This window comes from Parabacteroides sp. AT13, from assembly GCF_002272965.1.
GTDB lineage: Bacteria > Bacteroidota > Bacteroidia > Bacteroidales > Tannerellaceae > Parabacteroides > Parabacteroides distasonis.
This window is the reverse complement of record NZ_NQMH01000002.1, coordinates 374424-388843: the sequence shown is the minus strand read 5'-3', so window position 1 is coordinate 388843 and position 14420 is coordinate 374424. Positions and strand designations below refer to the sequence as shown.

Below are 14420 nucleotides of genomic sequence, written 5' to 3'. Positions count from 1 at the left end.
TATCAACCGTTCATGGATGCCAAGAATTCCATATTATCAACGGTTTGTTCCATCCGTTGCTTAACAAATTCCATAGCCTCCATAGAGTTCATGTCTGATAGATATTTGCGTAAGACCCACATACGGTTCAACGTGCTCTCATCCTGCAATAAATCATCACGGCGAGTGCTGGAAGCCGTGATATCCACAGCCGGATAGATACGTTTATTGGCTAATTTACGATCCAATTGTAACTCCATATTACCCGTACCCTTGAATTCCTCGAAGATCACGTCGTCCATCTTAGAGCCAGTCTCCGTAAGGGCGGTGGCTAGAATCGTAAGGCTACCGCCATTCTCAATATTACGGGCGGCACCGAAGAAACGCTTCGGCTTCTGCAACGCATTTGCGTCCACACCACCGGAAAGCACCTTACCGGAAGCCGGTTGTACCGTATTATAAGCACGAGCCAAACGAGTGATCGAGTCAAGAAGAATCACGACATCATGACCACATTCTACCATTCGTTTCGCCTTGTTCAATACGATCTCAGCGATTTTCACGTGACGTTCAGCCGGTTCGTCGAATGTAGAGGCGATCACTTCCGCATCCACGCTACGAGCCATATCCGTAACCTCCTCCGGACGTTCGTCGATCAATAATATAATCATATAAACCTCGGGATGGTTGTAAGCGATAGCGTTCGCGATATCTTTCAGCAACATCGTCTTACCGGTTTTCGGTTGAGCGACGATCAAACCACGTTGCCCTTTTCCGATCGGGGAGAATAAATCAACCACACGTACGGCGATATTATCGTATACTTTCGGTGATTTACGTGCCGTAAGCATGAATTTCTCATCCGGGAATAACGGGGTCAAATGATCGAAAGGAACCCGGTCGCGAACCTCTTCTGGCGTACGGCCATTGATCTTGTCCACTTTCACCAACGGGAAATACTTCTCACCTTCCTTCGGCGGACGAATCGAGCCTTCTACCACGTCACCCGTTTTCAAGCCAAATAACTTGATCTGGGATTGAGAGACATAAATATCGTCCGGTGAAGTCAAATAGTTATAATCTGAAGAACGAAGGAAACCGTAACCATCTTGCATCATCTCCAACACGCCGGTTCCTGTAAGGATGCCGTCAAACTCATACATTTTCTCTTGAGCCTGCTGGTTGTTATTAGCGTTATTGTTATTACGGTTGTTATTATGATTATTCTGTCGATTGTTCTGTCGAGGATTATTCTGCTGGGGAGCGGCCTCGGGTTGAGGTTTGTTAGCCTCGGGTTTCGGAGCGGAGAACGGGAAAATCTGATCCAATACGGATTTAGCGTCCGGATGGCGAAATACGATGCGCTTAGGCTCTTCTTCCGTCGCTTGTGGTGAAGTGGTTTCTTCCGCTACCTCTACCGGAGTCGTATTTTCCGGCAAAGCGGCTTCTTCTTCCGTTTCAAGTTCCGCCACAACAGGAGGCAACAACGGTTTCTCCACCGGGCTCTCTACTACCGCCGGAGTTTCCACGGCCGAGATTTCCGTTACCATAGAGATCGTTTGCGGCTCTTTCGAAACCACCACTTCCTTGTTATCCTCGGAAGGAGCGATAGCGCCCGCTACCTTTTCCTTTTTCTCGATACGGACTCTTTTCTTACGTTCAGGCTGCTCTTTTTGCTCTTTCTTGTCAGCCGGAGCAGCCACTGGCTTTTCCGAAGCCTGTTGGGCACTCTCTGCAGCTTCGGCAGTCTCAGCCTTCGCCACTTTAGGAGAAGCGGCTTTAGCCGGACGGCCTCTCTTACGGCCCTCTACAGGCTTCTTAGCCTCTTTCTCTTTCATCTTTTCAGCCTGAATGCCGGCATAGGAGATCGCTTGCTCATCAAGAATCCGATAAACCAACTCTTCTTTCTTTAAGCTGCTAACTTTTTTTATTCCCAACTCTTCCGCGATACTTTGAAGTTCGGGAAGAAGTTTTTCATTTAGTTCTAGAATGTTATATTTCTGCATATTGCGAAGTAATAATATAAATGGCACATACACACGGATCACATATGCAAACACGACGTACGCCCAATGGTATCATTGTATCTTTATTAAATTATAATTTTCATGTAATAACCGGATTGTTCAGCTAATTTGAACCATTAGTAACATATCTGCGGAGTAAATCTTCGCAAATGTAAGAATATTTTTACAATAAACGAGGATTTAGCCCAAAAAATTCACAATTAGCACACGCTTTGTTGATTCGTCCATACGAAAACGATTATCAGTCCTTTCTCCTACCACCCAAACGATAGCGTCGCCACTACAAAGAAGCCATGTGCGCTCCTTCTCAATCCGGCTAAATTTATGATCGGAGAAATAGTCACTCAACTTCTTACGTCCTTTCATTCCGAAGGGAATAAACCAATCGCCTTCTTTCCAAGTCCGCAATGTTAAAGGGAAATCGAGTTTATCATAATCCAAATAAGCGATCCGCTTATTCTTCTCGATAGGGAAATCTATAGTTATAACAAGTTTTTGGAAAGATAGTTCAATAGGTTCATGATTAATGCCCTTTTCTGGATCTAAAACGAAGGTTCGCTTTTCCTTCTTCTCTAAAGAAGTGATCCATAAATAATCCCGATCCTTCAGCAAACGATGGGTGGAAGAGTAAAACAGCTTACCAGGCTCCTTGGTCAAGGCAGCGAAAATATCGTCCGAGACCAGACGGGTAAAACCATATTCTTTTAATAACTCATACAAAATCGTCTTCGGAGCCGGAAACCGCATCAACGCCCCGATAGAAAGACGATCATCCGATACGACAACCTCTTTCCGGGCTTGTTCCAATACATATATATATATAGTCTCTGCGGCAGAAAGATGCTCGGCGGAACGTGCGATGGTATTCCGGGCCGATGGATTTATCTCCTCCAAAAGCGGCAACACATTCAAACGGATGAAATTACGGGTATAAGCATCCGATAAATTCGTGCTATCCACCATATAGGCGTAGCCTTGATCCGCCAGCCAAGCCAAGATATCCTCACGGCTTACGCACAGCAAAGGACGGACGATGAAACCATTCCTCGGACGGATCCCGCTCATCCCCCGGATTCCCGTGCCCCGTATCAAATTCATCAAGACCGTCTCCACATTATCGTCCCGGTGATGGGCGACGGCGGTCGCCTGCCCTCCCAGCCACTCCCGCATCTCCTCAAACCAAGCATAGCGCAATTCACGGGCAGCCATCTCTATCGAGAGATGCCTCTCTCCGGCATAAGAGATCGTATCGAAATCTATCTTATGAAAGGGTACTTCCAAAGATTCCGCGAACTCACAGGCAAATGCCTCATCCCGATCCGACTCCTCCCCACGCAAATGAAAGTTACAATGAAGCGCTATACACGGATATCCCAAACGCACCAATACGCCCAACAAAGCCACAGAATCGGCACCACCGCTCAATCCGACCAAAACCGGACGATCCTCGGATAACAGCCGGTACTTCTCTATATATAAACGTATCGTATGTATCATAACATCTTTGTATTAAAAACAATAATGGCCCTAGCCGGTTTTAGCTAGAGCCATTACTTATAGATCTTTTGAATTAATCTTCTACACCTGCTAATTCCGGGTCGATCATAATACGACCACAGTATTCGCAAACAATAATTTTCTTACGCAACTTGATATCCAATTGCTTCTGAGGCGGGATCTTGTTAAAGCAACCACCGCAAGCGCCACGTTGCACATAAACAACAGCCAAACCGTTACGAGCACCTTTACGGATACGCTTGAAAGCGGTCAACAAACGAGGTTCGATAGTGGCTTCCAGCTTCTTCGCTTTCTCACGAAGTTTCTCCTCATCCTGCTTTGTCTCGGAAATGATCTGCTCCAACTCGCTCTTTTTCTGAACCAAGTCAGCCTTACGGCCTTCCAGCTTCTCAGTCAGTTCAGCGATATCTTTTTTCTTAGCGTCTACCGCCTCTCCGAACTCACGGATTTTCTTCTCTGAGAACTCAATTTCCAAACCTTGGAACTCGATCTCCTTGGACAGGTTATCAAACTCCCGGTTATTACGCACATTATCTAATTGTGCCTTATAGCGATCTATCAATGTGGTAGATTCCGTGATCTTATGCTTTTGCTCAACAACAGAAGCCTCAAACTCCTTGATCTCCGCCTGATAGTTCTGGAGACGTGTTTCCAGTCCTGCGATCTCGTCCTCCAAGTCTTGAACCTCCAGAGGAAGCTCACCACGAAGGGTCTTGATCTTATCAATTTCAGTCATCATCGTCTGAAGTTGATACAGCGTAGAAAGCTTTTCTTCAACCGTATATTCCTTTTCAGCTGATTGTTTATCTGTAGCCATTCTATAAATATTTTACTGGGTTTGAATTAACATTCGAAAAATGTACCGCAAAGGTAGGGAATTTTTTCGATATTATGTTATAAAATATGTCTTTTGTACAGATTTCCGATTCATAATGACCGATAACCGCCAGTAGAATCCGGTCCTCCACATCGTAAAAATCGTTGTACTTCGCCTCCCCCGTTATAAAGACATCGGCACCATACGCGATAGCGTCCTTGATCAAGAAAGCGCCGCTGCCTCCGCAGATAGCGACCTCTCGGATAGGCTTACCAGTAAATGGGGAATGCTTCACGCAACCGACGTTAAACAGGGCCTTGATCCGCAACAAGAAACTCAACTCATCTTCCTCGGCAGGCAACTCTCCCACTACACCGGAACCTGCCTGTTCCCATGTGTTTGATAACGAATAAAAATCAAAAGCCGGCTCCTCATACGGATGAACGGATAACAGGGCACGGGTCACCGCCGTCTTCTTGAATGCCGGAAGGATCATCTCGATACGCACCTCTTTCTCTACATGCAACTCGCCGATCTCACCACAAAACGGATTGCATCCCGCATTGGCACGGAATGTTCCCTCGCCATGTAAATTATAACTGCAAGCATCATAGTTCCCGATACTTCCCGCACCGGCATTGAACAAGGTATTCCGCATGATCTCGGCATAAGCCTCGGGGACAAACGTCACCAACTTCAGCAAAGCGCCTTTTTGGGGGCTCAAGATCCGTACATTTTGCAAGCCGATCAACTCTGCCAAACGGTAATTCACGCCTCCTACGGCATTATCAAGATTGGTATGGGCGGCATAAACCACCAAATCATACTTACACGCCTTCATCATGCAACGCTCGATATAATTGGAGCCAGTCAACGACTTAAACGACTTAAAGGCCAAAGGATGATGAGAGATGATCAGGTTGTATCCCATCTCGATCGCTTCATCAAGCACCTCCTCGGTAACATCTAGGCATAGCAACACACCCGTCGCATGCTGGTTCACGTCGCCAACTTGCACACCCGCATTGTCAAAACCTTCTTGAAGCGGCAGCGGGGCGTAATGCTCGATTTCTCTCAATATATCTTTAACCTTTACCATGCTAAATATCTTTTGATTTATGTTCGGGAGAAAAAGTAATTCCTTTCGGAAGAAAAGAAAATTCCATTCAGATGGAATAAGATTCCCATTCGAATGGAATTTCAGATTGGATTATTTCTTGATATCAACGATCAAATTCAGTTCGTCCAACTGGGCCGGATCCAAGACACCCGGAGCATCGAGCATAACATCTCGTCCAGAATTGTTCTTCGGGAAAGCGATACAGTCGCGGATAGAATCCAAACCGGCGAACAAAGACACGAAACGATCCAAGCCATAAGCCAAACCTCCATGAGGAGGCGCTCCGTACTTGAACGCATTCATCAAGAAACCGAATTGCTCTTGCGCTCTTTCTTCGGTGAATCCTAACAGCTTGAACATCTTATCCTGTAATTGGCTGTCGTGGATACGGATAGAACCACCACCCACTTCAACGCCATTGATAACCATATCATACGCATTCGCACGAACAGCGCCCGGATCCGTGTCCAACAACGGTATATCATCCGGATTCGGAGAGGTAAACGGATGGTGCATAGCGTAGAAACGTTGATCGTCCTCGTTCCATTCGAACAGCGGGAAGTCGATTACCCACAAGCAAACGAACTTATCCTTGTCACGAAGGCCTAATTGATTACCCATCTCTAAACGCAACTCGCAAAGTTGCTTACGAGTCTTCATCGCATCGTCGCCGGAAAGGATCAAAATCAAATCACCCGGCTTAGCGCCGAACGCATTCTTCATTTCTTGAAGAACCTCTTGGCTATAGAATTTATCTACGCTTGATTTCACGTTACCATCCGCTTCCACACGGGCGTAAACCAAACCTTTAGCACCTACCTGCGGACGTTTCACGAATTCAGTCAGCGCATCCAGTTGTTTACGGGTATAGCTTGCAGCACCTTCCGCACAGATACCCCCTATGTAAGCAGCGTTATCGAATACGGAGAAACCATGGCCTTTCATGATGTCCATCAACTCGACGAACTTCATGCCGAAACGCAAATCCGGTTTATCGCTACCATATTGTTTCATAGCATCTTGCCAAGTCATACGCATAAACGACTCCTTGAACTCGACACCACGGATTACCTTAAACAAATGTTTCGCCATGCCCTCGAACATATTCAAGACATCCTCTTGCTCCACGAAGCTCATCTCACAGTCGATCTGCGTGAACTCCGGCTGGCGATCCGCACGCAAATCCTCGTCACGGAAACATTTTACGATCTGGAAATAACGGTCGAAACCGGAAACCATCAACAATTGCTTCAAGGTCTGTGGAGACTGAGGCAAAGCGTAGAACTGTCCCGGGTTCATACGGGAAGGAACCACGAAGTCACGGGCACCCTCCGGGGTAGAATTTACAAGAACCGGAGTCTCTACCTCCAAGAAACCTTGCTCATCCAAATAGCGGCGAACCTCGAACGCCATTCTATGACGAAGTTCCAGATTCTTACGAACGCAAGCACGACGCAAGTCCAGATAACGATATTTCATACGCAAGTCATCACCGCCATCTGTCTCCTCCTCGATCGTGAACGGAGGGGTAAGCGCAGTGTTCAGGACATTTAATTCAGAAACGATCAACTCAATATCACCTGTCGGGATATGCGCATTCTTGCTGGAACGCTCACGAACCGTACCCGTAACCTGAATCACGAATTCACGGCCCAGTTTATTCGCCTTTTCGCAAAGAGCTGCATCAACCTCCTGATTAAATACCAACTGAGTAATACCATAACGGTCGCGGATATCGACAAATGTCATTCCTCCCATTTTGCGGGTTTTCTGCACCCAACCGGCCAGTGTAACCACCAGACCTTCATCCGCAAGGCGCAAGTCGCCACAAGTTCTTGTTCTATACATCTTTATTATTTAATTTGCTAGATTTACCAATCTTTATACCTCGGTTTATTACAAACCGCAACCACAAAGATAATACTATAAATCTTAATAATTATTCTTTTAAGCAAATTAAAATACGTTTTACCCTCTGCTACCCAAGCTGTCCGTATCGGGATTAATCTCTTTCACAGCCTCCTTTACATCCTTGGCCGTTATTTTCTTCTCATTTTTAACAGCGATTTGCTCTACAGGATACTTTTCCTCCATCTCCTCCAATTTAGAGTCTACGGATGTTTTTGAATCATTTGTTCTCATATTCTCTATTTTATTAACGTAATAATGGCTATTAAACAAGCAAGTACTGCCAATGGTTTATAGCGATAGCGACATTGTCCGTGAACATGGAAGGAGTTATGGGAATGCGAGACATTATAGCACATCATTATTTCGATATAGACGCTGTTATAGTGTTTGATGTGATGAAAAATAATCTGCCAGCCATAAAAATGACTATTGATAAAATGTTATTTGATATTTGAGACACCTTCCGTGAGCGATACTGTGGATGAGGACAAAAAGCTATTTACCCCCGGATGAGCCTCTTATAGAGCAACGAACGCAAGCCATTAGGGAGAAGACGGGTCACTAAGCGAATACAGACATTCTTTAGCAAGGAGAAAAAGCCGATAAAACCCATCTTGTAAAACAGCGTCTGCAACCTCACTTCCGTTACGGCATACCGCCATCCTCCCCGCCGCCGAAACATATCCGGCGAGAAGCGGAAAAAGAGCAGGCTCTCTTGTATATTATAGAACCGGGCACCATTCATCAGCATCCGTACCCACAGATAATAATCCTCGAACAAAGGAAAATGCTTATATCCTCCAGCCTTTAGCACGGCCGACTTCCGAAACATCACCACCGGATGGTTCACCGGACACCTTCCCTTGGCAAACCTCAAGATATTTTCATGCTGCTCCGGCACTTTCCGCATGGAAAGTACATTTGATACCTCCCCTTCAAACTCATCGATCCAAGCCCCCACTACATCAATTTCCGGATGTTCCAAAAATATCGCCAATTGCTTCTCAAAACGATCCGGCTTAGCGATATCATCCGTGTCCATACGAGCCACAAGGTCATACGAACAATGCTTCAGCCCCTCGTTAAGAGCCTTGCCGAGACCTCGGTTGGTGGGCAAAGAAATCACTTTTAACTCAGGATGCTGGCTTGTGAATTCTTTTATGACCGCATACAGCTCATCCGTCAAAGGACCATCTTCCACCAAGACAACTTCTATAGGCAATAGCGTTTGCGTGAAGATACTGGTCAGACTTTGACGTAAAAATAGTGGGCTCTCTTTATGATATAAAGAAAGTAATACGGAAAATAACATAGACTTTCAGGAAAAGTATTATATAAGAAAAATTTCTATATGTACATATAAGATGTATCCGGAACACTTGAAGATTGACTCTTTACAGAGTCTGTACGTAAAGAACCGTCTCAAATCTATCTTTCTCATTCTCATGATCCTAATCTGCCTCATAAAAAAAACAACTCTCTGATTTACAGAATTAAAAAACATAAACATTCTTCATAACCACATTACACCAGCTCATCTCTTCGTTGCAAATTTCATACCCACTCTACTTAAGACATTTTTTAGCGCTCTCCGTTGCTTAGGTGATATTTTCCACTGAAGCCAATTAGTCATATCAATCTTTATCTGTTGAGAGAGAGGAACAATGCCTCTACCAGAATCTATATACAAGCTCAATCTACTCAAATTTTCAACAGCATGCCTAATCCATTTACCTTTATATACTCCATGTATATATGGCAAGATATATTCTGAAACTGCCACCACATCTTTATAATCCTCTGATGGAGCAACAGCGGCTTGTTCATTTATTGAGTTTTCAATATCCCATGCACTAAGAGAGCCATCGCCTAACAGCTCAACAAAAAGATCCTTTCGAAATATTCCAAATTGAAGATTGATAGCATAGGGGATTTGCTTATTGACACTACGCAATAAAGGAAAAGATTTAATTTTAGATCCTTTAGGAGTAGGGCCTAAATTACAATACCTTATCTCGTGGCTATCCATATAGTCAAGTAACCGCTCTATTAATGAATTGTCAACATTGTCACTCAAGATAATGTCATCACACATCAACATTACATACTTCGATTTTATAACTGGCAAAGCCGCTATAGTACGCTCAACCCAAGTATCATTTTGCTTATTATTGCATATACAAGTAATACCTTCATACGATTTGGTATTGGTGGTTAGAATAAACTCATAGGGACAATCACTCCAATATCTCCGATACCCTTTTAAAAATACGGCAAGCACATCAGAATACGAATCAGGAGAACTAACATAAATAGAAAGTCGCTTATCCATCAGCTATTGTACTTTTTCTATATATTCCTTCAAACTCATCAAGTTTTTATCCTTGTCAGAAATGATCAATTTCTCAATACCGCCAATCTTATCGAAAGGCCACTCTATAGCCATATCCGGATCATTATACATTATGCCGGCATCACCTTCACCATAAAACACCTCACCACATTTATAGCTAACGACAGAATCCTCCAGCACCAAATAGCCATGGCCAAAATACTGAGGTATGTATAGAGCCTTCTGATTCTCTCCGGTCAGATCAAAACCTTGCCATTTACCAAATGTTGGCGAATCAGGGCGAAGATCTATGATTACGTCATACACATGGCCACTTATACAACGAACAAGCTTGGCTTGCTGTTTAACAAGCTGGAAGTGCATCGCACGAATTACACCCTTTTTACTAATGGTATAGAACACCTCTTTAAGTTCATGATCTATACCATTTTGCTTAAATGTATCAATATTGTAATCCTTTATAAAGCCACCACGTTCGTCTGTGGCATAGAAGGGAGTTATCTCATATGCCCCCTTCATATCAAGTTCCTTGAATTCAAATTTCTGTATCATGACTAATTCCGCTATAACATCAAAGAGTTTTTAAGCCAATTAATAGTTTTATCAATGCCTTTATCAAAGTCTATAGACGCATATTCTCCAATAGTACTAACCAAGTTACTATTGTCAAACATATCCATTGTATACTTTACACCATCATCTTCACGGACTCCTATCCCTACCTTATCTGCGCAACCAACTAGTTCTCCTATACGAATAAGATAATCTTTCAAGACTCTAGGATTGCCAGAGCCTATATAATAGAACGGCTTATTCGTTTCCTTAAAGCCTAGACGATATACAGCTTCTATAAGATCATCCACATAAATAAAATCATATGGTTGTAAAGCTGGACCAAATGCTGCTTCTTTACCAGCCATCAACTCACCTAACGTATAACTAACCAAATTGCCCGTTTTATTACCTACACCGTATATATTTGAGAACTGCATCCACACAAACTGTTGAGCGATATTCTTGCAATAATCTTCCAAAATTATTCTGCAAGCATGCTTAGCCACACCATACATCATTCCACCAGTCGTTTTTTTCAGATGCGACAAACTAAATGCTACATTCTCCGCTACAGTACCCGCACAAAGAAATTTTTTCACATTTAGCCTCTTGCAAATATTAGCGCAATCTACTGCCATCTGAATATTTGATAATTGAACCGTAGGATCTGCTTTATCAGCCCCATTTACACCTTTCCACGCAAAATGATAGAAAGAGTCATATTCAATTACTGGCAGTCTTTCGACTAGAGATGTATTCACCCCTGATTCTATCCTCGTAATAAGATTTGAATCAGGCAAACGATTGCCATGAAAGGTAATATCAACAGCAACAACCCTAGTACCTTTTTCTATCAATTTCTTTATAAGTGAACTACCTATAAAACCATTGCCCCCTGTGACGATTACGTTCTTCATATTATCGTTATACGTTAAAAAATTCATCTATCTGTTTATCCATACAAACACGAACATCCCCACCTGCTAGCCAAACCTTACTCCATTCAACAATCTTTTCCATTGCCTCATCCAGATTCCATCGAGGGCTCCATCCAAAAGTCTTTTTCAATTTAGAGCAATCAAGCTTCAAGAAATTAGCCTCGTGAGGACCACCGTCATACTTGTTCACCCACCTCATACCTTCGCCCCACTTGTTCACAAATAGCTCAACAAGAGCGCCTGTTTGAAAACAATCCACATCATCGGGACCTACATTATAATAATCCGCAAAACCGATATCCTCATATTGCTTCATCGCTATCAGCAGGTAAGCATACAAAGGTTCTAGAACATGTTGATAAGGACGGGTAGAGTATGGATTACGCACAACAATATCCTCATGTTTTACAGCCGCACGGATACAATCAGGTATTATTCTATCACTGGCGAAATCTCCACCACCTATCACATTACCCGCTCTAGCAGTAGAAATAGGAATAATAGGCAGACCATCAATATCTGTAAAGAAAGAACGCTTGTAGCTATGAGTCACCAGCTCCGAACAGGATTTGGAATTTGAATAAGGATCATACCCATCCAATTCCTCATTCTCCCTATAGCCCCAACTCCACTCCCTATTCAAATACACTTTATCCGTAGTGACATTCAAGAAAGACTTCACGCAACAATTATTGCGAACACACTCAAGAATATTCACGGTACCCATCACGTTTGTCTCGTAGGTATAGGCAGGATCTTTATAAGAATCTCTAACAATGGGCTGAGCGGCAAGATGCAGCACAATTTCTGGTTGAGACTCATCAAAAGCCTTCTTTAGAGAGGCATAATCTCGTATATCGCCAATCACGGAATGTATGTCATCTTCAATATTAGCAATTTGAAACAACGAAGGCTCTGTTGGGGCTTCAAGTGAATATCCGGTAACGACCGCTCCGGCATTAGCGAGTATCCTACACATCCAAGAGCCCTTAAAGCCGGTATGGCCCGTAAGGAAAATCCTCTTGCCTTTATAAAAATCCAATATATTTCCCATTTGTATGATAGCTTATTATTTTGCGTAATCTGGTATTTCCGGAACAGAGCGCTCCCAACGCTTCCAAGGAGCTTTATCCTCGGCAAGCAGTTTTTCAAGCATAGATTTCTCACGTATATTATCCATGCACTGCCAAAAACCAGTATGGATGTAAGACATCAACTGACCCTCTTGCGCCAACTTGACTAGTGCGGTCTTTTCGAAGACACAAGAGTCACCCCCTTCCAGCATATCAAAAACCTCGGGTTCCAACACCATGTAGCCGGCATTAATAGGAGCGCCATCAGAGGCGTTCTTTTCCCGAAAAGCCCTTACGGCTTGATCTTTAGTAATATCTAAGACTCCTTTATCTTGTGCTATCTTGACGGCCGTAAGGGTCGCAAGCTTGCCATGGCTCTTATGAAACTCCACCAATTTATCAATTTCTACATCACAAACACCATCGCCGTATGTCATCAAGAAAGTCTCATTCTCTATATATCTCTGGATACGCTTAATACGACCTCCAGTCATAGTGTTGTAGCCCGTATCAACGACTGTGACTTTCCAAGGCTCCATATTAGTTTGATGAACGGTCATTTCGTTGTTGCCACCACGATAGTCGAAAGTCACATCAGAGTTATGAAGGAAATAGTTGGCGAACCACTCCTTAATATATTCCTGTTTATAACCGGCGCAAATGATAAACTCGGTATAACCATAATAGGCATACTCTTTCATAATGTGCCACAAGATTGGCATACCACCAATCTCAATCATTGGCTTCGGCTTGAACTGAGATTCCTCAGATATACGAGAACCGAAACCTCCTGCAAGAAGTACTACTTTCATGATAAAGAAAAGATTTTTCAGTTAAGTAATCAGCTAAAGCTAAGATAATTAAGAATTAAACTTGTCTTTATAAATTGTATAATCATTATGTATATCAACAAAAACTGCATGAATAGGATATTCTGTAAAAATATCAGAATTAGGGATTTTCATAAAATCGCTACCATACCTAAGAGAAAGATATTTTTCCGCTTCAAAAGGAATAGGTAAAAGGAGATTCTCAAAATTCACATAGCGCTGAATTCCTAACCATTTACGAGGAAAACTCGTTTTGGGAAACGGAGCCTTTCCAAAAAAATGGCCAACAAGTAACGTATTTTTAGTTGAAAAGTGATTCAATATTTTGAATAAAAAGTTTTTTGCTGTAGTACCTACAACAAAATGACAAGAATTAATAAATACTTTCTTGAAAAAGCTATCAGAATCGTAATCTACCAAATAAAGAGATGTAGCTTTTAAAATTTGAGCGGATAAATATTGAATATAACGAACAAACTTATTAGGTGATACATTATACAAACACATTATATCAATATAAATACCTTGATGCATTTTATTATATCCTTTTTCAATACAAGTTGTTCCATTCATTCTTAACTTAGAAAAAAACAAAGGCCACTCAGTAGAATTTTCTCTTTGAAGATGAAATTTTTCTGTATCAAGATGTATAGAAGCATAATGAAGGAACTTATGATAATTATTAAAAGTCATAAAAACGTCAAAATCATCATCCCATGGAATAAAGCCATGATGCCTAACAGCACCTAAAGCACTTCCACCCATTAAATAATATTCTATATCATATTTCTTACAAAACTCATCAAAATAAAACGCTATTTCTAATATTTTATATTGAAAATCTTTAATATCAACATTCATAGTAGTAATTTAAACTAGTTTATCACGCAATATAGTAGAAGAAATACCTTTAGTATAAGGAAAATAAACAACTTTAGCTCCATTCTTATTCAACTCAGCTTCTACTTCCTGAAACAAAGAATTACCTTTCCAGTCATCACCAACAAACATCACATCGAAATGCAAACGATGATAAGCAGACATTTTATCTCGATTAACTTGAGGAACTACTTTATCTACATATTTGCAAGCCTCAACAATTGCCTTACGATTATCATAAGAGATTATAGGACTTTTATGCTTATACTCTCTTACCAATTCATCGGTACTAACACCAACAATTAAAAAATCACACAATTCCTTAGCTCGTTTTAGTATGTTTAAATGACCAATATGAAACATATCAAACACTCCAGAAGTGTATCCAATAATAAAATTTTCGTGACACATAATTATATA

15 protein-coding genes are annotated in these 14420 nt (G+C 42.1%); 1 reads left to right on the top strand and 14 read right to left on the bottom strand.

The genetic code is table 11. The features are described from left to right. Positions 1-2: 2 nt before the first annotated feature. From rho to CI959_RS21555, 6 genes are all read right to left on the bottom strand, one after another. Positions 3-1985 carry a transcription termination factor Rho gene (gene rho / locus CI959_RS15920; RefSeq protein WP_011966434.1) on the bottom strand — a complete coding sequence of 661 codons (1983 nt, stop codon included), beginning with the start codon at positions 1983-1985 and terminating at the stop codon, positions 3-5. A 201-nt stretch (positions 1986-2186) separates the two neighbouring features. After that, positions 2187-3503 carry a tRNA lysidine(34) synthetase TilS gene (gene tilS / locus CI959_RS15915; RefSeq protein ID WP_057317354.1) on the bottom strand — a complete coding sequence of 439 codons (1317 nt, stop codon included), beginning with the start codon at positions 3501-3503 and terminating at the stop codon, positions 2187-2189. A gap of 73 nt (positions 3504-3576) precedes the next feature. Continuing rightward, positions 3577-4341: a zinc ribbon domain-containing protein gene (locus CI959_RS15910; RefSeq protein ID WP_005856302.1), complete on the bottom strand. Its 765-nt coding sequence runs from the start codon at positions 4339-4341 to the stop codon at positions 3577-3579. Between the two features lies 1 nt (position 4342). After that, a complete protein-coding gene (locus CI959_RS15905; RefSeq protein ID WP_005856300.1) occupies positions 4343-5440 on the bottom strand; it encodes a Nif3-like dinuclear metal center hexameric protein in 1098 nt (365 codons plus the stop codon). Positions 5441-5551: 111 nt separating this feature from the next. Continuing rightward, complete coding sequence (gene aspS, locus CI959_RS15900; protein ID WP_005856298.1) at positions 5552-7309, bottom strand: aspartate--tRNA ligase; 1758 nt, start codon at positions 7307-7309, stop codon at positions 5552-5554. Positions 7310-7429: 120 nt separating this feature from the next. Continuing rightward, on the bottom strand, positions 7430-7603 hold the full coding sequence (locus CI959_RS21555) for a hypothetical protein (protein WP_005856296.1): 174 nt from the start codon (positions 7601-7603) through the stop codon (positions 7430-7432). Between the two features lie 86 nt (positions 7604-7689). Here CI959_RS21555 and CI959_RS15895 point away from each other — a divergent pair, with 86 nt between their 5' ends. Continuing rightward, positions 7690-7827 carry a DUF86 domain-containing protein gene (locus CI959_RS15895; protein ID WP_095231483.1) on the top strand — a complete coding sequence of 46 codons (138 nt, stop codon included), beginning with the start codon at positions 7690-7692 and terminating at the stop codon, positions 7825-7827. Positions 7828-7871: 44 nt separating this feature from the next. Here CI959_RS15895 and CI959_RS15890 read toward each other — a convergent pair whose 3' ends face one another. From CI959_RS15890 to CI959_RS15855, 8 genes are all read right to left on the bottom strand, one after another. Next, a complete protein-coding gene (locus CI959_RS15890) occupies positions 7872-8684 on the bottom strand; it encodes a glycosyltransferase (RefSeq protein WP_005868212.1) in 813 nt (270 codons plus the stop codon). Positions 8685-8906: 222 nt separating this feature from the next. After that, positions 8907-9704: a hypothetical protein gene (locus CI959_RS15885; RefSeq protein ID WP_005856290.1), complete on the bottom strand. Its 798-nt coding sequence runs from the start codon at positions 9702-9704 to the stop codon at positions 8907-8909. Positions 9705-9707: 3 nt separating this feature from the next. Continuing rightward, complete coding sequence (rfbC, locus tag CI959_RS15880; protein ID WP_036630770.1) at positions 9708-10277, bottom strand: dTDP-4-dehydrorhamnose 3,5-epimerase; 570 nt, start codon at positions 10275-10277, stop codon at positions 9708-9710. 11 nt (positions 10278-10288) lie between these two features. Next, positions 10289-11197: an NAD(P)-dependent oxidoreductase gene (locus CI959_RS15875; protein ID WP_008780448.1), complete on the bottom strand. Its 909-nt coding sequence runs from the start codon at positions 11195-11197 to the stop codon at positions 10289-10291. 7 nt (positions 11198-11204) lie between these two features. Further along, the gene (rfbG, locus tag CI959_RS15870) at positions 11205-12272 is read right to left on the bottom strand and encodes a CDP-glucose 4,6-dehydratase (RefSeq protein WP_057316468.1); all 1068 of its coding nucleotides are present in this window, start codon (positions 12270-12272) and stop codon (positions 11205-11207) included. A gap of 15 nt (positions 12273-12287) precedes the next feature. Beyond that, entirely contained in the window at positions 12288-13103 is an 816-nt protein-coding gene (rfbF, locus tag CI959_RS15865) for a glucose-1-phosphate cytidylyltransferase (protein WP_005856281.1), read from the bottom strand. A gap of 48 nt (positions 13104-13151) precedes the next feature. Beyond that, the gene (locus CI959_RS15860) at positions 13152-13982 is read right to left on the bottom strand and encodes a phosphorylcholine transferase LicD (protein WP_005856279.1); all 831 of its coding nucleotides are present in this window, start codon (positions 13980-13982) and stop codon (positions 13152-13154) included. Between the two features lie 9 nt (positions 13983-13991). Beyond that, positions 13992-14411 (bottom strand): adenylyltransferase/cytidyltransferase family protein, encoded by a 420-nt coding sequence (locus CI959_RS15855; protein ID WP_005856277.1) that lies wholly within the window; start codon positions 14409-14411, stop codon positions 13992-13994. Between the last annotated feature and the right edge of the window lie 9 nt (positions 14412-14420).